Origin of the sequence: Fluviicola taffensis DSM 16823 (genome assembly GCF_000194605.1) — a bacterium.
Classification (GTDB): Bacteria; Bacteroidota; Bacteroidia; order Flavobacteriales_D; family Crocinitomicaceae; genus Fluviicola; species Fluviicola taffensis.
The window spans coordinates 241,749-266,810 of sequence record NC_015321.1 but is presented as its reverse complement, the minus strand read 5'-3'; the positions used below and the strand labels follow the sequence as shown (position 1 = coordinate 266,810).

At 35.3% G+C, this 25,062-nt stretch carries 22 protein-coding genes; 9 read left to right on the top strand and 13 right to left on the bottom strand.

The window, feature by feature from the left end; genetic code table 11:
* Position 1 precedes the first annotated feature (1 nt).
* The 13 genes from FLUTA_RS01260 to FLUTA_RS01200 all read right to left on the bottom strand — a co-directional run bounded on the left by FLUTA_RS01260 (position 2) and on the right by FLUTA_RS01200 (position 16,283).
* Entirely contained in the window at positions 2–382 is a 381-nt protein-coding gene (locus FLUTA_RS01260; RefSeq protein WP_013685036.1) for a response regulator, read from the bottom strand.
* Between the two features lie 117 nt (positions 383–499).
* Positions 500–1,672, bottom strand: coding sequence for a hypothetical protein (locus FLUTA_RS01255; protein ID WP_013685035.1), 1,173 nt, complete (start codon positions 1,670–1,672; stop codon positions 500–502).
* 121 nt (positions 1,673–1,793) lie between these two features.
* Positions 1,794–3,215: a vWA domain-containing protein gene (locus FLUTA_RS01250; RefSeq protein ID WP_013685034.1), complete on the bottom strand. Its 1,422-nt coding sequence runs from the start codon at positions 3,213–3,215 to the stop codon at positions 1,794–1,796.
* Between the two features lie 55 nt (positions 3,216–3,270).
* Positions 3,271–4,770, bottom strand: a complete 1,500-nt coding sequence (locus FLUTA_RS01245) for a glycosyltransferase family protein (protein ID WP_013685033.1) — start codon at positions 4,768–4,770, stop codon at positions 3,271–3,273.
* Between the two features lie 43 nt (positions 4,771–4,813).
* Positions 4,814–6,370: a glycosyltransferase family protein gene (locus tag FLUTA_RS01240; protein ID WP_013685032.1), complete on the bottom strand. Its 1,557-nt coding sequence runs from the start codon at positions 6,368–6,370 to the stop codon at positions 4,814–4,816.
* A gap of 54 nt (positions 6,371–6,424) precedes the next feature.
* On the bottom strand, positions 6,425–7,267 hold the full coding sequence (locus FLUTA_RS01235; RefSeq protein WP_013685031.1) for a DUF2911 domain-containing protein: 843 nt from the start codon (positions 7,265–7,267) through the stop codon (positions 6,425–6,427).
* Between the two features lie 90 nt (positions 7,268–7,357).
* Positions 7,358–8,011 carry an inorganic pyrophosphatase gene (locus tag FLUTA_RS01230; RefSeq protein ID WP_218916788.1) on the bottom strand — a complete coding sequence of 218 codons (654 nt, stop codon included), beginning with the start codon at positions 8,009–8,011 and terminating at the stop codon, positions 7,358–7,360.
* Between the two features lie 129 nt (positions 8,012–8,140).
* Entirely contained in the window at positions 8,141–9,256 is a 1,116-nt protein-coding gene (locus FLUTA_RS01225; RefSeq protein WP_013685029.1) for a mechanosensitive ion channel family protein, read from the bottom strand.
* A gap of 2 nt (positions 9,257–9,258) precedes the next feature.
* Complete coding sequence (gene dnaG, locus FLUTA_RS01220; RefSeq protein ID WP_013685028.1) at positions 9,259–11,241, bottom strand: DNA primase; 1,983 nt, start codon at positions 11,239–11,241, stop codon at positions 9,259–9,261.
* Positions 11,242–11,402: 161 nt separating this feature from the next.
* The gene (locus tag FLUTA_RS01215) at positions 11,403–11,822 is read right to left on the bottom strand and encodes a toxin-antitoxin system YwqK family antitoxin (protein ID WP_013685027.1); all 420 of its coding nucleotides are present in this window, start codon (positions 11,820–11,822) and stop codon (positions 11,403–11,405) included.
* 348 nt (positions 11,823–12,170) lie between these two features.
* Positions 12,171–13,139: a polyprenyl synthetase family protein gene (locus tag FLUTA_RS01210; protein ID WP_013685026.1), complete on the bottom strand. Its 969-nt coding sequence runs from the start codon at positions 13,137–13,139 to the stop codon at positions 12,171–12,173.
* 99 nt (positions 13,140–13,238) lie between these two features.
* The gene (gene rlmN, locus FLUTA_RS01205) at positions 13,239–14,318 is read right to left on the bottom strand and encodes a dual-specificity RNA methyltransferase RlmN (protein WP_013685025.1); all 1,080 of its coding nucleotides are present in this window, start codon (positions 14,316–14,318) and stop codon (positions 13,239–13,241) included.
* A 96-nt stretch (positions 14,319–14,414) separates the two neighbouring features.
* Positions 14,415–16,283 carry an LTA synthase family protein gene (locus FLUTA_RS01200; RefSeq protein WP_013685024.1) on the bottom strand — a complete coding sequence of 623 codons (1,869 nt, stop codon included), beginning with the start codon at positions 16,281–16,283 and terminating at the stop codon, positions 14,415–14,417.
* Positions 16,284–16,410: 127 nt separating this feature from the next.
* On the opposite strand from FLUTA_RS01200, the gene FLUTA_RS01195 reads away from it, so the two are divergent.
* The 9 genes from FLUTA_RS01195 (at position 16,411) to FLUTA_RS01155 (ending at position 25,061) form a co-directional block, all read left to right on the top strand.
* Positions 16,411–17,088 carry a response regulator transcription factor gene (locus tag FLUTA_RS01195; RefSeq protein WP_013685023.1) on the top strand — a complete coding sequence of 226 codons (678 nt, stop codon included), beginning with the start codon at positions 16,411–16,413 and terminating at the stop codon, positions 17,086–17,088.
* Complete coding sequence (locus tag FLUTA_RS01190; protein ID WP_043023559.1) at positions 17,085–18,356, top strand: sensor histidine kinase; 1,272 nt, start codon at positions 17,085–17,087, stop codon at positions 18,354–18,356. The genes FLUTA_RS01195 and FLUTA_RS01190 overlap by 4 nt, the downstream gene beginning before the upstream one ends.
* A 111-nt stretch (positions 18,357–18,467) precedes the next feature.
* Entirely contained in the window at positions 18,468–18,923 is a 456-nt protein-coding gene (locus tag FLUTA_RS01185) for a PepSY-like domain-containing protein (RefSeq protein ID WP_013685021.1), read from the top strand.
* Positions 18,924–19,017: 94 nt separating this feature from the next.
* On the top strand, positions 19,018–19,794 hold the full coding sequence (locus tag FLUTA_RS01180) for a DUF2490 domain-containing protein (RefSeq protein WP_013685020.1): 777 nt from the start codon (positions 19,018–19,020) through the stop codon (positions 19,792–19,794).
* A 103-nt stretch (positions 19,795–19,897) separates the two neighbouring features.
* Positions 19,898–20,467, top strand: a complete 570-nt coding sequence (locus tag FLUTA_RS01175) for a nucleotide exchange factor GrpE (protein ID WP_013685019.1) — start codon at positions 19,898–19,900, stop codon at positions 20,465–20,467.
* 59 nt (positions 20,468–20,526) lie between these two features.
* A complete protein-coding gene (gene dnaJ / locus FLUTA_RS01170) occupies positions 20,527–21,645 on the top strand; it encodes a molecular chaperone DnaJ (RefSeq protein WP_013685018.1) in 1,119 nt (372 codons plus the stop codon).
* 285 nt (positions 21,646–21,930) lie between these two features.
* Positions 21,931–22,836: a CPBP family intramembrane glutamic endopeptidase gene (locus FLUTA_RS01165; protein WP_013685017.1), complete on the top strand. Its 906-nt coding sequence runs from the start codon at positions 21,931–21,933 to the stop codon at positions 22,834–22,836.
* Positions 22,837–22,858: 22 nt separating this feature from the next.
* Positions 22,859–23,782 carry an ABC transporter ATP-binding protein gene (locus FLUTA_RS01160; protein ID WP_013685016.1) on the top strand — a complete coding sequence of 308 codons (924 nt, stop codon included), beginning with the start codon at positions 22,859–22,861 and terminating at the stop codon, positions 23,780–23,782.
* Positions 23,772–25,061, top strand: a complete 1,290-nt coding sequence (locus FLUTA_RS01155) for an ABC transporter permease (protein WP_013685015.1) — start codon at positions 23,772–23,774, stop codon at positions 25,059–25,061. The genes FLUTA_RS01160 and FLUTA_RS01155 overlap by 11 nt, the downstream gene beginning before the upstream one ends.
* The last annotated feature ends 1 nt before the right edge of the window (position 25,062 follow it).

Here is a 25,062-nt window from a genome sequence, read left to right as displayed (position 1 = left end):
ATTACGATTTTAAATAATGAATTCGCTGAATTTCTTCAACAATATGTACAATGTCAGAATCTTTACTGATAAAGGCAGAAGCTCCATTTTCTAGATAATTCTCTGTGATTTCTGGAGAATTGTGAAAGCTATAAACAATCACTTTTGTATTGGATTGCGATTTTTTGAGGTACTCTAAAACTTCATTTCCATTCATGATTGGCATGTTGATATCCAAAAGGATAATATCAACAGAAGTTTGAATTAATTGCTGAATTAAATCTAAACCGTCCTGGGCCTTGATTAATACTTTGAATGGACCTTTAGTTTCTAACGCATTTACTAACAAAAGCCTTAAAGGTTCGTTATCTTCAGCATAAGCAACAGAAATAGATTGATTCATCGGATTTTGGTTCTATTTAGAAGGTTTAAATTACACAAAAATATCCAACAAATAAAATTAAGAAATTAGTTTGATTTATTTTAATCCCATTTATTCGTATTCAAAAAATCAGAGATGTTAGTTTGTTGGAACAATCCTTTTTATGACTGTTTTTGGTTCATCAAAGCTTTTCTTTTTGAAAGGAAAAACATTTGCCAATTCACCACTATAGAAAAATTCATAGGCTACAGAACCAAAGGTGTATTCTTTGTCTTTTATTTTATAAACAGAGCCACCAACAGCAGGATTTGGTTTTGGAACAGAGCGTTGGAATCCAAGATTAAAAAGAGAAGCCAAAATTTCAGGTCTGTCTTCAATAGAATAACCCGCTTTTTCCCATTGCGTTTTTATTTCACGCAAAAATAATGCTGTATAAAGGTAGGAATAGTAGTGGTTTTCCCACTGAACCAATCGCTGTAAACGAATATCTAATGTGTCATTGCTTTTACTTGCATAATTGATTGTTGAATCAAAATCCAAAAGAGCTTCGTATTTTTCGCCAGGGTAAAATTCACTTCCTTTTTCTGCTAAAAATCGCTCGATAGTTAATGCTGTTCCATTTTTTATTCCTGTAACGCCATAAGAAAGGTGGTTTTCAAGAGCCAATACTTTTAATGGACCAATATATCTTTTGTACGATTCTCTACTCGAATTAAACAAACGAATTTGTTCTCCGACTAAACATGCTACGATTAAACGTGGTTCAACTCCAGTAACTTTATACACCGAATCAATGTATTTTTTGTCTTTGGTAACTGCTTCTTTGAAGTCTTTCCATTCGGCAATGTTCATCCATTCAAAAACACTCAGTCCAGTTGATTTTTGATCCGATTTTTGGTCTTTGTGTTTCCACTTTGACCATGCTTTACGGTATGATTTGTTCTTTTTTAATTGTAAATCTACAGCATCGAGCATTCGTAAGGCTAATTTCTCGTCTTTGTTTTCAGTGTATGTAGCGAGAATTAAATTGGCATTTTTGGGATAATACTCATTCACAAGCATGATACGATTCAATACTTCAAATCGATGCTTAATCATGGAAACAGAATCAACTTTAAAGGATTGATCATACTTATCATGCATTTCGGAGAAATAACGATTGTTGACATCGACAGAACCTTTTTCATTGGTCCAATTGAATTTTACAGCGAAATAAGTTGCCGTGAGAATAAATCCATAAGCGGCAAATCCATAAAGCAGAAGAGTATACGGTATTTTGAACCACTTTTTCCTTAGAAAGGAGAATTTCATTCGTATTTATTTAGAACAGATGCAAAGCTAGGAATAGATTCGAAATAGAAACTGCTTTTAACAGATTCATTGTTTAATAAAATTATAGAAAATTATTTCGGTGAAAAACAATTAGAATGACTTATTTCTTAATTCCTTTGAATGCAGCAATCCTAATTTCTTCCGTTAGATTAGAATGCGCGTCAACTAGTTTTTGAATGGATACATACCTTCCATTTCCAAATGCAGCAGCTTCTTGCAATAATTTAGCATCCCTTTCGCGTGTTTCAATTCCTAAAACAGAAAAAACAACCCCCTTTTTCGCATATTTTTGAACCGTTTTCTGATAATCATCTGAATCTTTGTTGAAAGCTCCATCTGTAATAATGATAACCATATTTGCTTTTGCTGGATCATAGTTTTTCATAACCTCTTTGTAGCCCAATTTGATTCCCTTTCCTCCAGCAGTCATTCCTGAAGGCTTTAAGCTTGTAATTGAACTTTTCAAAGATTCCTTGTTACTACCAGAAGTGGGAGCTTGAAAAACATCAGCAGTGTTCGCGTAAGTTACCATTCCCATATCATCATTGGGCCTTAATTTACTCACCAACTGATTTAAAGAATACTTCATTAGATTCATTTTTTCGCCATTTTTCATGGAGCTTGAAATATCAATAACGAAAATCACATTGACATCTTTGAAATAGGACTCATCAAAATTGTCACTTGGAATGGCGGCTAATTCAGGAATAATTTTTTCTGTGATAGAATCAACCTGTTCATTATTCATTTGTTCGTTTAATTTCTTCTCAGCATCTAGTTCGGGTAGTTTTTGAGCAATATCTAATTCGGGAATTTCTATTTCGACTGGAACTGGTTGATCGTATTTCGGATCTTTTGACAAAGGAATGGTGATCTCAGAGATTTCAGGTCCTACATAAATTCCAGCTTCTTTGGTTAGATAGCCTTCTTTACTAACTAAAAAATAGAAGAAGCCAGGAGGTAGCTTTTCCTTGAATAATCCTAAGTTCCCCGTTACCCATGTTCCGCTTGGCTGACCGTTGTGTATGATACTTATGGTCGATTTTGAAATAACTTCTTTCGTTTCTTTGTCGATAGTACGAATTGTTAACTCACTTGGTTGAGCTGATTTTACTGGAACAGCATTGAAATCAGGACATTGCGTGAGATAGTCATTAGTAGGTAATTCATCTTCCAGAGAACCATTTAACTGATAGACAACAGGAGCTTCTGATTGGTCGCTTAAATGCATTTTAAACACAAAATTGAAATCACCTTTTTTTTTAGGGTTAACTTGAATTCGTAAATTGACGGAAGAATCGGGGGAAATTAGATCTGAGCTCAAACGGTAGGTAACTTCTGGGCTATGTTCAACCCGCAAAATGTAAATCTTCGTTGTTTTTGAATTTCCAATAGTCAAATCAATATATCGTTTGGAATTGGTATAAATTTCACCAAATTCAAACACATCATCAGAAATTGCTTGTTGAGCGTGCACAAATCCTGTAAAAAACAGGAGCCAAATGATTAAACTGATTTTCATTGTTGTCTGACTTATTCTAAAATACGAATAAAAAATGTGCTTGCAATAAGAATGCCTATTTTTTTAACTCATATAAATAAGTGATATTTTGATCTTCAATCCCTCGAACATACTTATCCATTTTTAATTGATATTCAGGAATGCTTTGTTGGATTAACTTGAAACCTAGTTTTTGGATGTTTTCTTTATGTGGATAGGTTTCTAAAAAGAACTGAGTTGTAACAAATAAATTGATCTCATTCTTTTTGATAATAGATGAATTGAGTGCTTCAAAATTATCAATTGGTGTGAAACCTACATTTTTATCTAAGTAGAATTTTTCATTGCGAAACCAAGGACTATATGGATTTGCATAAGGCATCGCAATGAGATTAACAATTTTATTCGGATATTTCAGATGAATGAAACGAGTGATTCCATTTCTACCGAGGCCAGCTGGGCTACTTGCCAAAATGGGCAAACCAACAATACTTGTTGTTACAATTCCCAAGCTAGTTAAACCAATTAGCATGAGTGCAATTTTTCGTGGAATCGAATCCATGAGTAGTTGAAAGAATTGAATAAAAAACAACGGAAAGAAAAATGCGATTGGAAATAGGAAACGTTCTTCTTTGTGAGACACTAACATGTGTAATAGAATGAAACTAATAATCATCCAAATGAATGGTGCTTTATTTCGAAAGATAATAGCAGAAGTAATACTTAAAAAGAATAAAGTTCCAATCAATTTTGTGGGGAGATGAAATAAGGAGCTGATGTAATAATCCCAGGGTAATTCTCCAAATTCAGCAGCTTTGTGTTGCAAGATATTTTGATCAAAATAGTTCCAAACACTGATAGTAAATTCGTTGTAAAAGATACTGTCAATAAGAATTCCGAAACAAAAAACGAGTGAAAATGCACCAATAATTTGAAGGAGTTCTTTCCAGTTTTTTCGATTGAAAATTAAAAACCACATTCCAAAACCTACCAGTGCGAACAAAATTTGAAAACGGAATAGAAAGCTTAGTCCGAAAAAAAGACCAGTAAGGAGTATCTTTTTTCGACTCTTGTTTTCGGAACAAAAACAGCCCATTGCGAAGAGTAAGAAGATTGCTGACCAGGTTTCAGATGAAAATCGAACTCCTAAATAGGGGATGTACCAAATAAGTAGGAGAAACCCCAAATACAGCGCTTCCAGAAGTTTGCTATTTGTACTTTCTTTTTTAGAAGGTATGAAGCGTTTGGTATTGGTGAAAAAGAAAACAAGTGCAAAAATGAGTAATAGAGCAGTTATTTCACGTAAGAGAAAAGAAATAGTGTATGGATCGCTTGCTCCAAAAAACTTGAAGATTGAAATGAATCCAACTGCAATTGTTGGTTGAAGGGTTGGTCTAATTTTAGTGTGATATTCCCATACGAGATCTTCCGGAGTATTCCATCCAGCTTTTAACCCAGCAAATTCTATGATTTGGTAATGCTCATCGGCGTGAAAAAAACCGACACTATTGGTTGCTGTAATAGTAAATACGACAACAGAAATGAAGATAATAATAGATTTTATGGATAACTTCATGAAGTAAGTATGTTCGTTAATTTCACTGAGTCAAAGCTACTATTTATTCATTAACGTGAGTTCGAGATCTTTTGGTAGTGCTTGTATTGTGTCTTTTCCATTCATAAAGATACAATACATCTGCATTTTCAAATCCTTTGACATAACGATTCATGGATTGTTCTTTTTTCGAAATACTTTGAGCAATCAACTTCAATCCCATTTTATCGATGTTCTTAGGCAGCTTGTTGTTCTCTAGATAATACCCACGAACAACTAACAGATTGATGCTCTTTGTTTGGAATAACGTATCAGAGAAATTTGCGAGATTATCAATTTGTTGAAAGTCAATCTTTTTTTCCAGATACATTTTTTCAGGAAGACTTCCCCATGGATTATATGGGTTTGAATAGGGGGTATTGATTAAATGGATTTTTTGTGTGTCGTAATGCGAGTGAATGTATTGGGTGATTTCCATTCTTCCAAGTCCAGCAGATTTAGTTGTCATGAAAAATAGCCCAACCACATGGGTGAAAAACAATGCGAAAATGGTATAGATAACGAGGGGGTTGAAAAATTTTCGAAGAAATGTGGATTGACTCATTACCAAGAAAGCGGAAATAATAAAAAAGGGAAATAGAAATACAATTGGAAATAGAAACCGCTCTTCTTTATGTGCAATGAGTGAATGGATTAATACGAAAGGAATAATAAACCAAACAACTGGATTTTTCGGTTTGAAAATTACAGCGATTACGAAGCAAATCAATAGAACAATTCCAATGAAATGAGTAGGAAGTTGAACCAATGCTTCGAGGTAATAATACTTGGAAGATGTTCCAAAACTTGATTCTACATTGTTAAGAATGTCATTTTCGAAGAACAACCAAAAGTAGTTCCAAGGCGTGAAAACCCATTCCGAATAAAACCAGCGATCGATAAAAATACCAATCAATAAGACGATTGAAAAACCGATTAAAACGCTCAATGTCGTTTTGAGTTTTTGTTGTCCGTAGATTAAGTGGTAAATTCCGATTCCGATGAGTCCGAATGCCATTTGAAACCGAAATAGAAATGAAAGCCCAAAGAGTATTCCTATAATGAGTGCATTGTATTTGTTTTTACCGATTTCAAAGTAGAATCCCAATGCGAAAAGTAAGCAGATTGCAGACCACGTTTCGGATGAAAATCGGACACTTAAAAATGGAATATACCAGCTTAAGAGTAATAAAATGAGATAAGTCGCTTTAAAAAAGGAATTGGATTGCTCTGGTTTAAAGATTACTATACTTGATTTTCGAAAGAAAAAAACGAGAGCAAATAGACACAAAAATCCACTAATCAACCGCAGTACGAATAAAGAAGTGTAAGGATCTGTAATGTGAAAGAAAGAGTTAAAGCTAAAAATCCAATAGGCTAGAGTGGGAAGTAAAGCGGATCTGATTTGTGTGTGATATTCCCAAGCAACTTCTTGCGGTGTATTCCAACCTGCTTTTAAGCCTGCGAATTCAATGACTTGATAGTGTTCGTCTGCATGGAAATAACCAACACTGAAGTAAGCCGTTAGTGCAAAAACTATCGTGGCAAGGAAGATGATGAGTGAGTTGAAATTCAATTTCATGGATATAAAAATAAGCGATTAGAATATCAATCTAATCGCTTATTTAAAAGAGATTTACTTACTCCATTCTTTCAATGACTCATTGAACATTTTTACATAAGGAGCATAGCTTGCTTTTTCAGCCAATGCTAATCCTTTTTTTGCAGATTCAATGGCACCTTTTTTATCACCCAATTCCGCTTGAATCAATGACTTTGTACGGAAAATCCAAAATGCTTCAGGTTGCATCTCAGTAGCTTTTGTTGCCCATTCCAATGCTTTTTTCAAGTCTTTTTTAGTCTCTAAATAGTAACTAGCTGCACCAGCGTAATCATTTGCAGAAGGTCCTGCCATTACTTTGTTGATGTTTGCCATCACTTTTGAATCGGTAGGAACTGCAAATGGAAAAGCAACTGCTGTTTGATCCCATTTTAGTGTTAAAGTTGCTCCGTTTGTTGATTCTAAACCATCCACTGAAATGGTAAATGTTTCTACTGCATCTTTCAAACTAGTTGACTTAGCATTTACTTTCAATGCTACTTTTTTCTCGTCCCAAACTTCAGGAGTCCCCCAGTTTGTAACATCTGTGTAGAAAATTAAGTCCCAAGATTCTTTCGTTGGTTTTGTGTAAAGTGCATAAGTTCCTGGTTTCAAGGTGTCTTTTCCAAAAATAAGAGCATCTGAATTCGTGAATTTCGTATTTTCATTTGCACCAGTTCTCCAAACTTCTCCAAAAGGAACAACATCTCCAAAAATCACACGACCTTTCTTACTTGGTCTTGAATAGTGAATAGAAAGATCTGTAAGACCTACTGTTTGCTCCAATTTACTCATTGAACTTGATTGTGGCGCTAATTGCGCGTTTGCTAATGTACTTAAGCTAAGAGCTAAAATTGTTGTGATAAACAAGTGTTTCATATTCTGAATTTAATTTATGTTTAATCCACTGAGGCAGATCCGTTATCGGAAGCAATACTTCCTCTTGTGTGATAAAAAAAATGTCAGGTATTAACCTAACAATTTTTCTAATGCAACTGCCAAATTCTCATCGGCATTTCCGTATTTGTTTGTATAATCGTTGTGTGATCTTTTAATCACTTCAAAAGCTTCTTCTTTCCCATAAACGTGAGTAATCTCCACATTTTTAGCTCCACCATCCAAGTCTTTGTAGGTCAAGAAAAAGTGACGCACACGATCAATCACCATTTTTGGCATTTCCGAAATATCTTCAATCCCTCCGTAAGCTTGATCTCCTTTTAGTACAGCAATGATTTTATCATCGGCTTCACCACCATCAATCATGCGGAAACCACCAATTACTTTTGCATCACAAATGATGTTTCCTTGGTGAAAAACCCGCTCCGAAAGAACACAGATATCTAATGGATCACCATCTCCTGTAATGTCAGTACGACCTGTTTTTTCATTTGAAAAAGCCGCCACTTCTTTGTCACAGTATGTTTGCGGAACAAATCCATACAAACAAGGCATGTGATTGGATAATTTTTGTGGTCGATCAACCATCAAATAACCTGATGGTTTGTGTATTTCGTATTTGATTGAATCTGCTGGGATAATTTCAATATAGGCATTCACGATTGCTGGTTGTTTCTCACCGATTTCAATTCCATGCCAAGGATGCGAAGTAAAACGCTTACTCATTGCATCAATAACTGCTTTAATTTCTGCTTTCATAGGGTGCAAATATACAAACTTGGATGAGTTTGAGAATGGATTGGAAAGTAAAAAGACTTTAGACTAAAGACAAATTTAGTCTTTGGTCTAAAGTCTCTAGTCTTTATCCTCGTTTGAATTTTGAATAATACGCATATCTCTCTGTGGATAAGGAATTCGGATTTTGTAATGACGGAATAAACGATCAATCTCAAAACGAATCTCTGACTTGTAGATATTGATATCCCAACTTTGGTCGGCCCAAAACAGCACTTCCATTTGAAGCCCATTCTCACCAAAATCATTTAATCGCACATCAACTCCTTTGGATTTGTGCACTTTTGGATGGCTCAAGACGGCTTGCTTTAGAATTTCACTCACCATATGTGTATCGCTTCCAAAAGCAACGGTTACTGGAAGGCGGAACCTGGAAAGTGTACTCCCATGGCTCCAATTTTCAATGTATTCTTGTGTAAGCTTTGCATTTGGAACAATTAATACATTTCCATCACGGGTTTCAATTTGAGTGGTTCTTACATTGATTCGAATGATTTTAGCCACCATTGATTCGGATGATTTACCATCATTGAATTCTACGACATCTCCTACACGAATACTTCCTTCAAATAGAAGAACAAATCCCGAAAACATGTCTTTGAAAACATCCTGTAATCCAAGTCCCAAACCGACCAATAATGCAGCAGAACCTCCTAAAAATAGTTTCGCATCGACATCTAAAGCGACTAAAATTAAGAAGAATGCAAATATGTTGATAATGTACTTTGCTACTTGTGTGTAAACGTATTCCGTTCCTATTTCGGATATTTTATTTCGTTTAAAGCGACGTTGAAAGAATAAACGAACGACATTGAGAACCACTCGCGCACTGAAAATGATGAGGATGACTAAAATGACATTCTCAAAGCTCACCTTGATTTTGGAAGTGTCAATAAATTTGTAATCTAAAAACTCTCGAAATGTGACTCCTTCATTGTTGATGTTGAAGCTTTTAACAGAAATGTATGTTGCAAGTGCAAATCCACTTTGACTGAGTAATTTGAGCCATGTAGTTTTACGACCCTCCAAATGAATATTTGCAGAAGTCAAGTAACGTTTTACAGAACGAGAAATAATTTTTCGCGCAACATAAGCGAGAAAGAAGGAAACCGCAATAATTAGAATATTCAGATAGGAAACCTGAATGAGACCAAGTTTGAATTGCTCTTCTAACATATTTAATGAATAATTGTTTGATTCAATTTTCCTGCAATAGACATTTTTACACGTTCCAATACGATTTGTTCAGAGAGTAAATCCTGAAGTTGTTCGTCTGTAATGTTTTCAGCCAGTTCATTCAAGTCTTTCTGTATTTGTTCGATTCGTTGCATGATACGCAGCTTTTTAAAGGCGTAAATTCCATTCATTACTGTTGCTTTGAGCTTATCAACTTCGCGATTCGTATCTACATTGTATTTAGAAAGCCATTTTGGACTTAATTCGTATTGATCTGTTTCAATTTCAGTAATTAATTGCACGACTTCAGGTTTTTCATGACGCAACCAAAATGAAATTTTGTAGAGTGTTTTAGAACTTAGTCCTTCGACTATCTGCTGGTATATTTCCTGATATATGGGATATTGAAAGATTAATTCATCTTTGGATAATTCATGATGAACCAATTCTGCAACGCTCACTTCTACAGGGTGAGATACTCCATGTTCATCAATATGATCAGTTGTGATAGCAAAAATTCCATATTTCACTAAAATCCGAATCAATTCAAACTCCTCAATGGCATAAGGGTTTTTAACTTCTTGTGCAGTCGTCGATTGAGGGGTAGGAGTAGTAAAGGTGTCTGTAAAAGCAGGATTTTGTGCAATTTGTGGTTCTTCTAAATCACGCGCAATGTTGTTTTTGCGCAGTTTGTTGAGTTCATTGATGACAATACTCTCATCAAACCCGAAAACCCTTGCAATTTCTGTTGTAAAAACAGAACGTGTGATTTGATCAGGAATCAAGGAAATAGAATGGACTACGTCGCGAATTATTTGTGCTTTTTGAAGCGGATCATTGTTTCCTTCAGCAAGTAGGAGAGATGTTTTGAAGCTTACGAAGTCTTGCGTATTGGCCTTAATGAAATCCATCAATTCCGTTGTACTTACTTTTTTGGAATAGGAGTCTGGGTCATCCCCATCAGGGAAAAGGACCACTTTGACGTTCATTCCTTCTTCTAAAATCAAATCAATTCCGCGGAATGAAGCTTTGATTCCAGCTGCATCACCATCGTATAAAATTGTAATGTTTTGCGTGTAGCGTTTGATTAAGCGGATCTGTTCTTTCGTTAAAGAAGTCCCAGAAGAAGCAACCGAATTGGGCACTCCTGCTTGGTGCATCGAAATAACATCGGTATAACCTTCACACAAGAAACAATTGTCATATTTGATAATATCTCCTTTTGCAAAGTACAATCCATACAAAATTTCACTTTTGTTGTAAATGATACTTTCAGGAGAATTGAAGTATTTCGCTACTTTTTTGTCTGTGATTAACGTTCGTCCTCCAAACCCCAATACGCGACCAGAAATGGAATGAATAGGGAACATCACGCGACCGCGAAAAAAATCAAAGCTGCGTTCTTCTTTGGTTCTGGTTAACCCAACAGATTCTAGATATTCCTTTTTATATCCTTTTTTTAATGCTGCTTTGGTGAAATCATCGCCTGAATTCAAACAATAACCCAATTGAAATTTCTGAATGATGTCTTTTCGAAATCCACGTTCTTCAAAGTAAGAAAGTCCAATGTTTTGGCCTTCGTTTGTTTCATGCATGTTGTGCATAAAATGCTCTTTGGCGAATTCATTGATGATGTATAAACTTTCGCGTTCGGTAATGGCAGCCATTTCTTCCGCAGTTTGCGGTTTATCTTCAGGAACCTGAATTCCGTATTTGTCTGCCAACCATTTTAAAGCTTCGGGATAAGAAAAATGTTCTTTTTCCATGAGGAAACTAACCACCGTTCCGCCTTTTCCAGAAGAAAAGCACTTGAAAATTTGTTTCGCTGGAGAAACCATGAAGGAAGGTGATTTCTCATCCACAAATGGACTCAATCCTTTCAGGTTCGATCCCGATTTTTTCAAGCTCACAAATTCCCCAATCACCTCTTCAATACGAGATGTTTGCATGATTTCATCTATGATATGCGGGGGAATGCGTGACATACTGTTATATATTCTTTGATCTTTACTGTGGCTTGATTTTCATCAAAAGCTTTGCTTAAATTTAACTTCGCTTATGCTTGTTCCCGAGCGTTAAGCAATTCGTCTTGCTTAGCTCAGTCTTCACAAACTACGTTTGTTCTTATCGAAAGCAGTGCTTTCTCTTATTGGATAATTTCGGTGTTTGCGTAATCTTTCTCTGAAGAAATTGTTCCGTCTTCATTGTAAAATTTCCAAACTCCAGATTCCACATCCATATTAAATTCTCCGGTATAACGCATGGATCCATTTGGATAACGGACAAAGATAAATCCGTGTTTTTTTCCATTGACATATTCTGTCATAGAAAGCTCATTTCCCTTCTCATCATAGAAAAACCAACGACCGTTTCTTAAATTTTCATCATCTTGAGGACCTTTGAATTTAACTGCTTTTCTACCAGGATAGTATTCTGTATAGATTCCATTTTTGATATCTACTAAATCACTAGCTGATTCTTTTTTAGCAGTATTTTGGTCATCTCCACAACTTCCTAGCGTGAGTAAAAAAAGTACCACCGAAATAATTCCAATTACTTGTTTCATGTTTTTTTAATATTAATTCAAAGATAAGAAAAAGCACTAGCTTTTGAAGACCAAATCATGACAAACGTTAGTGCGAAAATGATTTGGGAAAAAGCGTTAGCTTTTGAAGATTAAATAATGATCCGTCAGCTGACGGATTAGTGCGAAAATGATTTAGGGAAAAGTGTTAGTTCGCCGTGCTGGAAAGACTGGGTTATAACAAAAATTAATTCGGCAGCAACGATGGATAATTATGAATGATTGATTTGTCATTTGAAAGTTGTCTAAAGAAATTTGCTTATCACAACGTTGAAATGAATCGATTGGTTGAAAACTTATCGCTTTTCTTTCAGCTTATTGAATTTTAAATTATTTATCTCTAGTAACTGTATATTCCACCAAACCAATCAACGCTCTTTTCGATTCAGAATCTGGAATATCATTTAGGAGTGAGAGTGCTTCTGTCTTCAATTCAATCATTCGATTATGAGCATATTCAATTCCTCCAGCTTCAATCACTAATTGAATGGCACGTTGAACATACTTTTTTTCTTCATTGTGGTTCTTCACAATATTCAATAATTCTTTTTTCACCGAAATATCACTGTGCTGCATTGCATAAATCAGCGGTAAGGTCATTTTTCGTTCACGAATGTCATTTCCTGTTGGTTTGCCAATATTACCTGGAGTTCCATAGTCGAAAATATCATCTTTTACTTGAAAAGCAAGTCCAACTAATTCTCCGAAATTTCGCATGCGATCAGCCATGTCTTCCCGATCTACGGAAGCAGCAGCAGATTCACAAACAGTTGCGATGAGACTCGCTGTTTTTTGACGAATGACATCAAAATAGACTTCTTCGGTAATATCCAGTTTGCGCGCTTTTTCAATTTGCAGCAATTCTCCTTCACTCATTTCGCGAACTGCTCGTGCAACAATTTGCAATGCGCGTATATTATCATTTTCCAATGAATGGAGCAAAACGCGTGAAAGCATATAATCGCCAACTAAAACAGCAATTTTATTCTTCCAAAGCGCATTTACAGAAAAGAATCCACGACGTTCATTGGCATCGTCTACCACATCATCATGAACAAGAGTTGCGGTATGCAATAATTCAACTAATGAAGCGCTTTGATACGTTTTTTCATTCACTTCGCCCAGCATTTTTGCTGTTAGAAATAAAAACATCGGACGCATTTGCTTTCCTTTTCTTCGAATAATATAATGGGTAATTTTGTCCAGTAAAGGAACTTTTGATTTCATACTCTCATGGAAACGAACCTCGAAAAGTTTCATCTCGGTTTCTATGGGTGCTAAAATCTCCTGAACTGTCATGAATACAAATTTAACTTAATTCAAAATGTGAAATTCAAAACGCGAAAATAGTTTAGAAGAAATTGCGAACTATTTTCTTAGACTGAAGTCTATTGTCTTCTAAACAGTTTTCAAAACTCGTTTATCAATCATTTTATTTTTATTCGCTAATTGACCACAAGCCGCATCAATGTCTTTTCCACGACTGCGTCGTACATTTACGATGAGGTTGCATTTTTCTTCTAAAAAACGCGCGAAATCATCTACTTTCTGACGATCAGCTTGTTGGTATTCTCCATCATCAATCGGATTGTATTCGATGATATTGATTTTGCACGGAACAACTTTCGCGAAATCTGCTAATTCTCTAGCATCTTCCAAACCGTCGTTGAAATCTTTGAAAATGATGTATTCGAAAGTAACGCGAGATCCTGTTTTCTCATGGAAATACAACAAAGCCTCAGAAAGTTCATCCAAGTTGTTGGTGTCATTGATGTCCATGATTTTTGAACGCTTCACATCATTTGCTGCATGAAGAGAAAGTGCTAAATTGAATTTGACATCGTCATCCCCCAATTTTCGAATCATTTTAGCGATTCCAGCGGTAGAAACTGTGATTCGTTTGGGAGACATTCCAAGTCCGTTTTCATCCGTCAAAATATCGACGCTTCGAACCACATTTTTGTAATTCAGCAAGGGTTCTCCCATTCCCATGTAAACAATATTGGACAGATTGGTGTTGTATTTGCCAGTTGCTAAGTTTTTCAGATAAACGACTTGATCTACAATTTCTCCAGCACTCAAGTTCCGCATCATTTTTAAGCGGCCAGTTGCACAAAAGGCACATGACAAGCTACAACCAACCTGAGAAGAAATACAAGCTGTCATCCGATTCGTTGTAGGAATTAAAACTCCTTCAACTACTTGACTTTGGCCTTCAATTCCAAAAGCACATTTGATGGTTTTATCGACGGAAATTTGTTGATCTTCGATGGTAATTCCATCAAAGTAAAAATTTTCCTGCAATTTTTCCTGCAGGCTTTTTCCAATGTTTGCCATGGCATTGAAGTCGTGGACATTTTTCTTCCAAATCCACTCATAAACCTGTTTTGCACGAAATGCAGGTTCTCCAAAACCAACAATAGCTGCTTTTAGTTCTTCCAGATTTAAATTTCGAATATTGATCAATTTGGATGCCATGCTTTCTTCAATGGGGGTACAACACTTGCGCTATAGCTTTAGCGTCGGCGCAAAGATACGCTACTTTTCTCGTACAATCTTGGAAAAACCAAGAACTTACAATTTTTTATAATCCTCGTAAAGCGTATTGAGGAAATAAGAACAATTCAAGCGTTCTCGTGCGAAGTCTTTTTTTGAATAGGTATTGTCTCCAACAATTTTTTGCTCCATGTAATACGTGAAGTTTCCTTTATTCGTTCCCCAGCCATATCCCCGAATAATGGAATGGAAAGCAAATTGAGGAACTTTTGGATTCATCAAATCTTTGCTATAAGGATAACGTGCTGGTTTTCCTTTCATTTGATAAATCAAAGTAGCAGCGATATCTGCTTGCGAACCAATGACATTCATTCGTTTGCCACGATACGTTTTTTTGATTGGTTCACCATAAAATAAAAGAGGTACGTGGTAAAATTTTCCACTTCCTGGATCAACCATTCCTGGAGCAGCATGGCCATGATCTGCTACGAAGACGAAGAGCGTGTTTTTATACCACGAATATTTCTTACAATTGTTGATGAATTCTCCCAGGCAATTATCTGCATAAACCAATGAGTTCATGAAATCGGCTTCTTCACCAGTAAAGTGTTTTCCTTTTCCTTTTGGCTGATCATAAGGAGCATGTGTACTTCCTGTGAAGGCACATTGTAAAAATGGTTTCTTGTTGCTGTTAATTTCTTGAATCAAGAATTTGTATAAATCCCGATCGTAAAAGTTGAGTTTTCCTCGAGGTAAATCAGAAGGGAAGTCAGTTTCATCTTTGACTACATCAAAACCGTGATCCATGAAGTAACCGCCAATATTTCCGTATTTCAAATCACCACTAAAAATATATGAGCTGTGGTATCCCCAAGCTTCCATGTCTTCATTGAGACAATGCAATTTTCGGTGTTTCTCTGGTTGCATAGAAATAGAAACTTCTGGCAAGGTGTAATGCCCACTGAAAATACTTGAGTTTCCTATCTCAGAAGTGGTGCTTGTTGCGTAAATATTTGAAAAAAGAACTCCACTTTTTGTTAATCTATCAAAATTAGGGGTCGCGCCTTTATTTTTACTTAAACTTCCTATTGCTTCTGCGGACCATCCTTCCAAAATAATAAACACCACATTTGGGCGGCTATCCTCCAAAAAGTAATTATCGTGTTCCTTGGGATAACTGTACCATTTTTCAACAGTTTTTCGTGCCAATACTTTATCAACTTTTGGAATAAAAGCATCTATTTCCGAGCGATTATACAACAAATAGCTTTTTCCGAAAAAGTAAAGTGAGTTAATCGAAATATCATTCACCACTGCTTTGTTGGAATAACTGGCAGCATTGATATTTAATGGAATTGGTTGAAACCCTCCACGAAGTGACATGAAGAATAGAAAGCCTGCAAGAATGTAAGTTACTGGTAAACCGCTCCATTCAAACCAATGGCGAATATTGACCTTTTCGATGGGGGTTTTCTTGAAGAATTTCCTCGAAATGAAAATATAAATTACCAATTGGATTAAAGCGTACAATATATACCAGAAGATCATTGAATAATTCGCCGTTCTAGCTACTTCATCTGGGTGAGATAAGTGCATGAAGACACGAGATGTTAACTTGTGATTCCATTCACCATAAGCTACCGTTTCACCTGCCTGAACTAAAACGAGAAATAAAACAAGTGTGATTAATGAAATTCTAAAAAGTCGCCGCCACCAAATCCAATTGCTGTAATACTGAAGTAATCGGAATAAGAATGGAATTGCGGATAATGCTGCTGCTGCTGCCAAATCTAATCTGAATGAATAGATAAATGCTAATAACCATTCGCCTAAACCTACATCTTTTAACTTCCCATAATGGTGTATTGAAAACAAGATCCGATGAATGTCGAAACAAACAATCCAGAAAAGAAGAAGTTTAAGTACATCACGAAAAGGACGAAGCATGCAATTCTAAAATTGGTTCAAATTTAGAGCTTATTTCTAATTTGAGTTCATTTGAGTTGTTTTATTATTGTGAATTAATGGAGAATAATTCCAGTTTTTTTTCAGAATTTTAAAGGAACTTTGAAAAATGAAAATTCTAGTTGTAGAAGACGAACCCGAAATGCTGGAGTCAATTGAACGAGCTTTAAAACAAGAAAATGCGCTTGTTGAATCTGCTACGAACCTAAATGATGCCCTCGATAAGGCTTTAATCTACGAGTATGATTGTATTTTACTAGACATTAATTTGCCAGATGGTAGCGGATTGGAGTTACTTCAAGAATTGAAAAATCAAGGGAAATCAGACGGTGTTTTAATTCTTTCGGCCCGAAATTCGTTAGATGATAAATTGGAAGGATTGAATTTGGGGGCGGATGATTATTTAACCAAACCCTTTCATTTTTCGGAATTAATTGCTCGAATACGTTCCATTGTACGCCGGAAAAAGTTTGATGGAAACGCATTATTCGAAATCGGAAATCTTCAGGTTGATATTACAAACCAAGCTCTTTCGATGAATGGAGAACCAATTGTACTTAATCGAAAAGAATTTGCGATTTTCATGTATTTGGTATCAAACAAAGGAAGATTGGTGTCAAAAACAGCATTGGCAGAACATGTTTGGGGAGATAACATTGATGAATCCGATAATTTTGAATTTATTTATTCTCAAATAAAGAATTTGCGCAAGAAAATGAACGAGATGGACACTGGACTAGAAATCCAGTCTATTTATGGAGTCGGTTATAAATTGATAGAATCGTGAAGTTAATTCAACGCACAATAATCTATATGGCTGTTGCCTTATTGGTTGCGTTGACTGCATGGGCCTTCATTTTTTACGTAAATATGATTGATGAGGTTCATGACAGTATTGATGATGGATTGGACAATTCTAAATTGTTGATTATTCATCAGGCAAATTTAGATTCTACCGTTTTGGCAAAACAGAGTTTCGATGAAGGAAATTATGCAATCCGAAAAATAGAAGGACATCATGCTTTGAATCATTACGATGTGTACAAAGATACCTTGATGTACATGGAGAATGAAGACGATTTGGAACCCGTGCGTTTATTAACAACGGTTTTTGAAGCTTCTGAAAATGAATTCTATCAACTGAAGGTCATTTCATCCATGGTGGAAGAAGACGATTTGATCGAAGATTTATTCTACTCCTTATTATGGCTTTATCTGATTCTAATTGTCACTATTTTAGCCATAAACACAGTGGTTTTGAGAAGCATGTGGAAACCCTTTTTTAAGTTTTTGAATCATTTGAGTGAGTTTAAATTGGGTAAAAACGAACAAGTTCAGTTACTGAAATCCAATGTAGCTGAATTTAAGCTGTTGAATAAAGTGATTGCTGATGTTTTGGAAAGTAATATTCGTTCCTTTCACAATCAAAAACAACTGATTGAAAATGCCTCTCACGAACTTCAAACCCCACTTGCAATTGCTTTGAATAAATTACAATTGTTAGCAGAAAATCCAGAATTATCTGAAGAAGTAGTGAATGAAGTTTTTCAAACAATTGAAACCTTACAACGACTAACAAGACTGAATAAATCACTCTTACTTCTCTCGAAAATTGAAAACAAGCAATTTTTAAACGAAGAAACAATCGATTTTAATGATTTGATTAAAAGTCTATTGTTGGATTTTAAAGAGTTAATTGAATTCAAAGAACTGGAGGTCATTTTTAAAAAGGAAGATGATTTGAAAGTAAAAATGAATCCTGAGTTAGCTCGGATATTGATCACTAACTTGATTAAAAATGCAATTCGACACAATTTCAACAAGGGAAAAATCGAACTTTTGATTACAAATTCTTCCTTTCAAATTTCCAATTCTGGTTCCGATAAAGAATTGGACTCGACCAAAGTCTTTCAGCGTTTTCAGAAAGAGTCGACCGACCAATCTTCTACAGGTTTAGGTTTAGCAATCGCAAAATCTATTGTTGATATTTCTGGATATCGAATTGAGTATGCTTATTCTAATTCAATGCATCAATTTACAGTGAAGTTTGATTAGAAAGTTTAAAAGACTTAAGATCCAGATGTTCTAAAGTCTAATTCATTTTTATTCCAGTTTCTTTCCCAATTTGCCTCATAAATTTGTAGTATAAATTAAAAAACACAAGTTATGAAAAGTTTAAAATGCATCGTATTGGCTTTTTTGCCACTGTCATTTATCTCATGTGCTAGCACAATTGCTCAGCAAGAAATCCCATCAGTTGTTATCAACGCAGTGATGACAAAATATCCGAATGCAAAAGATTTGGAATGGGAAGTGAAAAACGGAATCTATGAAGCTGAATTTGATTTAGATAAGAATGATTATGAAGTTTGGGTGAATACGCAAGGAACGATTTTGAAAGTAGAGGAAGAAATCAGGAATGATCAAATTCCTGCGGTTATTTTGGCAAAAGTGAAAGCTGAGTTTAAAGACTACAAATTGGACGATTCAAAACGAATTGAGATTGGCAAAAGTATCTATTATGAAATTGAAATCGACGGTGCTTTGGGAGATCAAAAAGTGGTTTATTCTGAAAAGGGTGAGAAACAAGATCCATTTGTATTGACAAAAATAGGGAAGTAGTTGAAAAGATGGAGTCAAGATAATTATCAATTCTCAAGGATGGGATATCTCTTGATAATTGTCTTGACTATTTATCTTAAAGAATTAAATATTCATGATGAAGCTGCCAATAATATCTCTTCTTTTCCTATTGTTTTTCGACCATTCTTTTGCACAATTAACCCCTCCAGGTTTGGGAAGTAATTCGAAAATGAATGGGTGGTTCGCCATTGGTTTAGATCAAAAATTGGATTCTGTTGGAAAATTTAGCTCCATCACTTATTTTGGACTTGCAGGAGAAAGTACTGTTGATAATACCAATGTTTTTGAACATTTGGGGATTTTTGTTATCAATGAAGAAGTGAAATTTAAATTCAAACCAACTTGGAGCGTTTCTTTGGCTGCAAGCTATCGTCATCAAAATGAATTCAATAAAATACCACCATATTTAGCTACTGAAGATCGATTCAAACACGAGTTTAGAATCTATTCGAGAATTACCAAAACATGGAAGAAAAAGTGGATTCCTTCTATCGCTTTCAGACAAGAATATCGTAAATTCTATAATCCTCAATTTCGAGCGTGGAAAGTCTCATCAGCTTTTAGATCTCGGTTGAAATTTCAAAGTGAATTTGACCTAATTCCTTCCAAAAGGCTTACTGCGCTTATAGGGTGTGAGTTTTTGTTTTCAACCGAATTTCAAGAAGATACCCAGTCATGGAGGCATTTTGAATATGGTGAAACGCGATTTTCTGCGCTTGTTTCTTACCACTCAAAAAATAAAAAAATTACTTATAGTTTAGGATACATGAACGATCTGTTACATGTTTCAGCAGGAGAAAAATCCGTTCATTACATTTCTACGAGTATTATTTTTAAAAACCTCTTTTGAATTGAGAATGTAAATGGAAAAAGTGTCAGTTCCATCTGTCAGCTTGTCTGTAAATTCGCAATGGCAAGGTAGTTGACTAAATTGAATCAAAAAAAAGACAATCATGGCAGAAGAAGTAGTTCAAAACGAAGAGTTTAACCAAGATGCGAATACGCAAAATCAAGGTAATCAAGAAGAAGTGGTGAACGAAGAGGTTGAAAACGCTGACAATTCGGCAGGAAATGCTGGTGCAACTTCAACTGAAGATCAAATTGCAGCTTTGAATGACAAATATTTGCGTTTGTATTCGGAGTTTGATAATTACAGAAAACGTACAAACAAAGAGAAAATAGAATTGATTTCAACGGCAAGTGCTGGTGTATTGAAAGATATGTTGTCTGTAATGGATGATTTTGAGCGTGCAATTGCAAACAACGAAAATTCAGAGGATATTTCAGGAGTAAAGGATGGATTCAAATTGATTCATCACAAACTTCGCAACTTGTTGGAAGGGAAAGGACTGAAACAAATGGAAGCAAAGCATCAAGCTTTTGATTCTGATTTGCATGAAGCTATTGCTAATGTTCCAGCTCCTTCTGAAGACTTGAAAGGGAAAATCGTTGATGACGTTGAAAAAGGATATTACCTGAATGATAAAGTAATTCGTTTTGCAAAAGTTGTTGTAGGACAGTAAAAAGAGTGGAGATTTAAGAAAGAAGATTTTTAGAATCTTCAATCTTCAATTAATTGAAAATGGATAAAAGAGATTATTACGAAGTTCTTGGTATTTCAAAAGGTGCGTCGGAGGCTGAGATTAAGAAAGCTTACCGCAAAATGGCATTGAAATATCACCCAGATAAAAATCCAGGTGATTCCGAGGCGGAGGATAAATTTAAAGAAGCTGCAGAAGCATATGAAATCCTTTCAGATGCCAATAAAAAAGCACGATATGATCAATATGGTCATGCCGGTTTAGGTGGAAACGCTGGCGGATTCGGTGGCGGAATGAACATGGATGACATCTTTAACCAATTTGGAGATGTTTTCGGAGGTGCTTTTGGCGGAGGCGGAAGTTTTGGTGGTTCACGAGGTGGAGGACAACGTGTTGTGCGTGGAACGAACTTGCGTGTTAAGATGAAATTGACTTTGGAAGAGGTAGCTGAAGGCGTCACGAAAAAAATCAAAGTCAATAAACTGGTAAATGCAGATGGTGTAACCTACAAGACTTGTGCTACATGTAACGGATCTGGTCGAATTACCCGAGTTGCTCAAACGTTTTTAGGAGCAATGCAAACGCAATCTACCTGTAATGTGTGTCAGGGAGCTGGAAAAATGATTGATCAGAAACCAGCTGATGCAGATAACCAAGGATTGAAAAGACAAGAAGAAGTTATTGAAATCGATATTCCGGCGGGAGTTGAAGAAGGAATGCAATTGAGTGTTACGGGAAAAGGGAATGCTGGCCCATTCAATGGAATTCCGGGGGATTTAATCGTTGTAATTGAAGAACAAGCTCACGAAGAATTACGAAGAGATGGCGAACATTTACATTACGAAGCATTCGTAAACTTTGTGGATGCCGTTTTAGGTGAATCTATTGAAATTCCAACAGTTTCAGGTAAAGCGAAAATAAAAGTGGAGCCTGGAACTCAAAGCGGAAAAATGTTGCGCTTGAAAGGAAAAGGGTTACCTATTCTTCAAGGTTACGGACATGGAGATTTGTTTGTTCATATCAATGTTTGGACGCCAAAGAAAGTAAGTAAAGAAGAAAAAGAAATGCTTGAAAAATTAAAGAAAAGCGAAAACTTTAAGCCAAGTCCTGGACAAAACGAGAAAGGATTTTTTCAACGCATGAAAGATATGTTTCAATAAGTAAATTGAAATTCAGGGGAGCCGCTCAATTTATGAGCGGCTTTTTTTAATTAATTGATAATTAATGTTTTAATCTTAAATCTGTTCACATCTTTATGAACAAGCTAATTCTAAAATTCCAAAAGAAATAAATTCTGGAATTTTGAAAAACAGCTCCAAAATTAAACTTTAGCCGATGTGAGCCCCTTTTTTACTTGGGAATAAAATCAATTCTCTTCTAGAAGAAATTTGAACACATTTGGAATGAATCGAACATATAAAAATTCTTTTCACTAGATTTATCGAATGAGAAGATTTACCAGTCCACTCGAGCCTTCTATTGGCATCAGACACTATATTTTAGCACTTGTAGTTATTGTGTTTGGGCTTTACGTACTTAGTTCTGTTTTCATGAGTCTGATTATTGTCAGTCAAACACCAAGTTTACATGCTGTAAAAAGTACATCAGAAGGAATTAGTGACCTTTTTTCAAAAAACGGGTATCTGTCATTGAATATGATTCCTTTTTTTGTTGGTCTTTTTTCCATTGCATTTGCAGCAAAGGTTATTTTCAAAAGACCTTTCAAGACCTTTCTAACAGCTCGGTCTCGATTTGATATTCGACGATTTTTTTTCTCTTTTGGTTTGTGGTCTATCTTAATGATCGTTTCTTTTTTCATCACTTTTATTGATTTCAATCACGATTTGATATGGAATTTTAAACCTGAAAAATTCTATATATTACTAATTTTAGCAATCATTTTGGTTCCTATTCAAACTGGATTTGAGGAAGTGTTTTTTAGAGGGTTTTTAATACAACTTTTTGGAAAGGCTACTCAAAAAGGGATTTATTTAATTTTGATTACGGGACTTCTTTTTGGAGCGATGCATTCAATGAATCCTGAGATTGATAAGTTGGGTCCATTTGCAATGGGGTATTATATTATTTCTGGTTTTTTCGCATCTTTAATAACTGTTATGGATGATGGGCTAGAGCTTTCTTGGGGATTTCATTTGGCAAATAATCTTTTTGGGATAATTATTGTCACCAACGAGTGGCAGGTAATTCAAACTGATGCTTTATTTATGGATGTTTCGTCTCCTGTTCTTGGTTGGGATATGGTTGTAACCCTATTCTTGTTTTATCCGTTAATGATTTTAGTTTTTTCCTTGGTGTTTCGTTGGAAAAATTGGAAAAAGACACTTTTTTAAATAGTATGAATCAATCAGTTAAATGTTAGAAATTCAAGAGCTTACAAAACGCTATCAGCGAAAAGCAGCAATAGATCAAATCTCATTTAGTCTAAAAAAAGGCGAGATATTTGGATTACTTGGACCAAATGGTGCAGGAAAAACAACGTTGATTCGAATCATTAATAAAATTATTGATCAAGATTCAGGTACGATTAGATTCAACGGTGATTTACTTCAGCAAAAACATTTGGCTAATATTGGATATTTACCTGAAGAAAGAGGTTTATATAAGCAAATGACTGTTGAAGCACATGCTCATTTCTTGGGTGCTTTGCGGGGAATGAGTAAAAGTGATATCAATATTTCATTGGATTATTGGCTGAAAAAATTCGATTGTATAGATTGGAGAAAGAAGCGTATTCAAGAGCTATCAAAAGGAATGGCACAAAAAGTACAGTTTATTTTCTCGATTTTACATGAGCCAGATTTACTCATTTTAGATGAACCATTTTCAGGATTTGATCCAGTAAATGTGGAGTTGATAAAAAAAGAGCTTCAGGAAATGAAGTTGAAAGGAAAGACCATTTTGATTTCGACACACAACATGAAAAGTGTGGAAGAAATTTGTGACCGAGTAGTTCTAATTCACCAATCAAAAAAAGTATTAGAAGGAAGAGTCTCGGAAATCCAAGAAATGCAAAAAAATGGCGAATATGCGGTTAAGTTCCGAGGAAATATGATTGCTTTTGTAAACGCACTTTGGACTGGATTCGAGTTGATTGATAAAGAAATTTTAGGGGATGATCGATTCATTGCTCGGGTGAAAATGAGAGGAGAAAACTCGTTTGAAGATTTATTAAAAACCTTAATCGGACAAGTGAAGATAGAAGCTGCTTGGGAAGTTTTACCAAGTATGAATGAAGTATTTATTTCAACTGTAACAACTGAAAGTAATGAGAAATAGTTGGATAATTGCTCTACGAGAATTGAAGGAACGAATGAGTAGTCGCTCGTTTGTTTTGATGGCGATCTTAGGTCCATTGGTTGTTCTTACGTTTACCTATTTGGTTTTTCAGTTTGGAGGAAATGAACAGCAAAAATGGCATGTTCTGGTTGTTGATCCAGCAAATGTAATGGAACAAAAAATACGTGCTCAAGAAGACCCGAATATTGAATATTCTTTCGCAACTAATTATGTTGAAATAGAACAGTTTGCTCAAGATAAACGATTTGCTCCTTTTGATGCAATGGTGGAGATAAATGAAAAAATTCTTTCTAATAAAGCGTGTTTTTTATTTTATCGCGAAAAGCCATCCTTCAATATGTCAATCAATGTGAGGTATCAAGTGGAAAGACGTTTGGAAGAAGTATTAGCGAAAGAATTTACTAAATTATCTGTAAGTGATTTCCGGAAAATAAAACAACCACTTAATTTAGCTTTTCGTAATGTTTACGATCCTAAAGATGAGACTGGAGATTTGTCAGGATGGGTTGGTTTATTTTTTGGGACTGTTATCTTCATCTTCATTTTCTTATTCGGAATGACCATTCTGAGATCCGTATCTCGTGAGAAAACCAATCGAGTGGTTGAGATTTTATTGGCAACAGTGAAGCCTCGTTCATTAATGCTGGGGAAAATACTCGGAATCGGATTGAGTGCATTTATCCAAGTATTCTTGTGGATTCTCATCATTGGTTTTGGATTGTATTTTATGAGAGAAACTGTTTTTGTAGATATTTATGATGCTTCAAATCAAATTGAAGGTCAAATGAGTGATTACAATCAGTTTGTAGAACTGGTTTTTGACCGCGTAAATTTTGGAGTGATGTTGTTCTATTTTGGACTGTTTTTCACGTTTGGTTATTTGTTCTATGGTGCTTTTTTTGCTGCACTTGGAGCAACTTCCGGTTCAGAATCAGACGGACAACAATTTTTAATTCCATTGATTCTTATCTTGTGTTTCGCATTGTATGCAGGATACTTTGCATTGGAAAATCCAGATAGTAATTGGACCACTTTCTTGCTTTATTTTCCCTTCACGGCACCTGTTGTTGCGATGGTGAAACTTTCCATAGGTTTTGTAGAAGGAAATAGTTATCAGTTATTTGTCTCGATGATTATGTTGCTTTTAAGTGCGGTTGGAGTTATTGCTATTGCCGCTCGTTTATTCAAAAACGGACTTCTGCAATTTGGACACACCTTGCGCTTTAGAGACTTAATCCGTTGGTTGAAAACAAAATAAG

Excerpts from the sequence above, each read along its gene's own strand:
- FLUTA_RS01185 (WP_013685021.1), top strand. The coding sequence starts at position 18,468 with ATGAAAAGTTTAAAATGCATCGTATTGGCTTTTTTGCCACTGTCATTT.
- FLUTA_RS01230 (WP_218916788.1), bottom strand. The coding sequence starts at position 8,011 with ATGAGTAAGCGTTTTACTTCGCATCCTTGGCATGGAATTGAAATCGGT.
- FLUTA_RS01165 (WP_013685017.1), top strand. The coding sequence starts at position 21,931 with ATGAGAAGATTTACCAGTCCACTCGAGCCTTCTATTGGCATCAGACAC.
- FLUTA_RS01195 (WP_013685023.1), top strand. The coding sequence starts at position 16,411 with ATGAAAATTCTAGTTGTAGAAGACGAACCCGAAATGCTGGAGTCAATT.
- FLUTA_RS01235 (WP_013685031.1), bottom strand. The coding sequence starts at position 7,267 with ATGAAACACTTGTTTATCACAACAATTTTAGCTCTTAGCTTAAGTACA.
- FLUTA_RS01180 (WP_013685020.1), top strand. The coding sequence starts at position 19,018 with ATGATGAAGCTGCCAATAATATCTCTTCTTTTCCTATTGTTTTTCGAC.
- FLUTA_RS01255 (WP_013685035.1), bottom strand. The coding sequence starts at position 1,672 with ATGAAATTCTCCTTTCTAAGGAAAAAGTGGTTCAAAATACCGTATACT.
- FLUTA_RS01160 (WP_013685016.1), top strand. The coding sequence starts at position 22,859 with ATGTTAGAAATTCAAGAGCTTACAAAACGCTATCAGCGAAAAGCAGCA.
- FLUTA_RS01250 (WP_013685034.1), bottom strand. The coding sequence starts at position 3,215 with ATGAAAATCAGTTTAATCATTTGGCTCCTGTTTTTTACAGGATTTGTG.
- FLUTA_RS01210 (WP_013685026.1), bottom strand. The coding sequence starts at position 13,139 with ATGACAGTTCAGGAGATTTTAGCACCCATAGAAACCGAGATGAAACTT.
- FLUTA_RS01260 (WP_013685036.1), bottom strand. The coding sequence starts at position 382 with ATGAATCAATCTATTTCTGTTGCTTATGCTGAAGATAACGAACCTTTA.
- FLUTA_RS01155 (WP_013685015.1), top strand. The coding sequence starts at position 23,772 with ATGAGAAATAGTTGGATAATTGCTCTACGAGAATTGAAGGAACGAATG.
- FLUTA_RS01225 (WP_013685029.1), bottom strand. The coding sequence starts at position 9,256 with ATGTTAGAAGAGCAATTCAAACTTGGTCTCATTCAGGTTTCCTATCTG.
- FLUTA_RS01175 (WP_013685019.1), top strand. The coding sequence starts at position 19,898 with ATGGCAGAAGAAGTAGTTCAAAACGAAGAGTTTAACCAAGATGCGAAT.
- dnaG (WP_013685028.1), bottom strand. The coding sequence starts at position 11,241 with ATGTCACGCATTCCCCCGCATATCATAGATGAAATCATGCAAACATCT.
- FLUTA_RS01245 (WP_013685033.1), bottom strand. The coding sequence starts at position 4,770 with ATGAAGTTATCCATAAAATCTATTATTATCTTCATTTCTGTTGTCGTA.
- dnaJ (WP_013685018.1), top strand. The coding sequence starts at position 20,527 with ATGGATAAAAGAGATTATTACGAAGTTCTTGGTATTTCAAAAGGTGCG.
- FLUTA_RS01200 (WP_013685024.1), bottom strand. The coding sequence starts at position 16,283 with ATGCTTCGTCCTTTTCGTGATGTACTTAAACTTCTTCTTTTCTGGATT.
- FLUTA_RS01240 (WP_013685032.1), bottom strand. The coding sequence starts at position 6,370 with ATGAAATTGAATTTCAACTCACTCATCATCTTCCTTGCCACGATAGTT.
- rlmN (WP_013685025.1), bottom strand. The coding sequence starts at position 14,318 with ATGGCATCCAAATTGATCAATATTCGAAATTTAAATCTGGAAGAACTA.
- FLUTA_RS01215 (WP_013685027.1), bottom strand. The coding sequence starts at position 11,822 with ATGAAACAAGTAATTGGAATTATTTCGGTGGTACTTTTTTTACTCACG.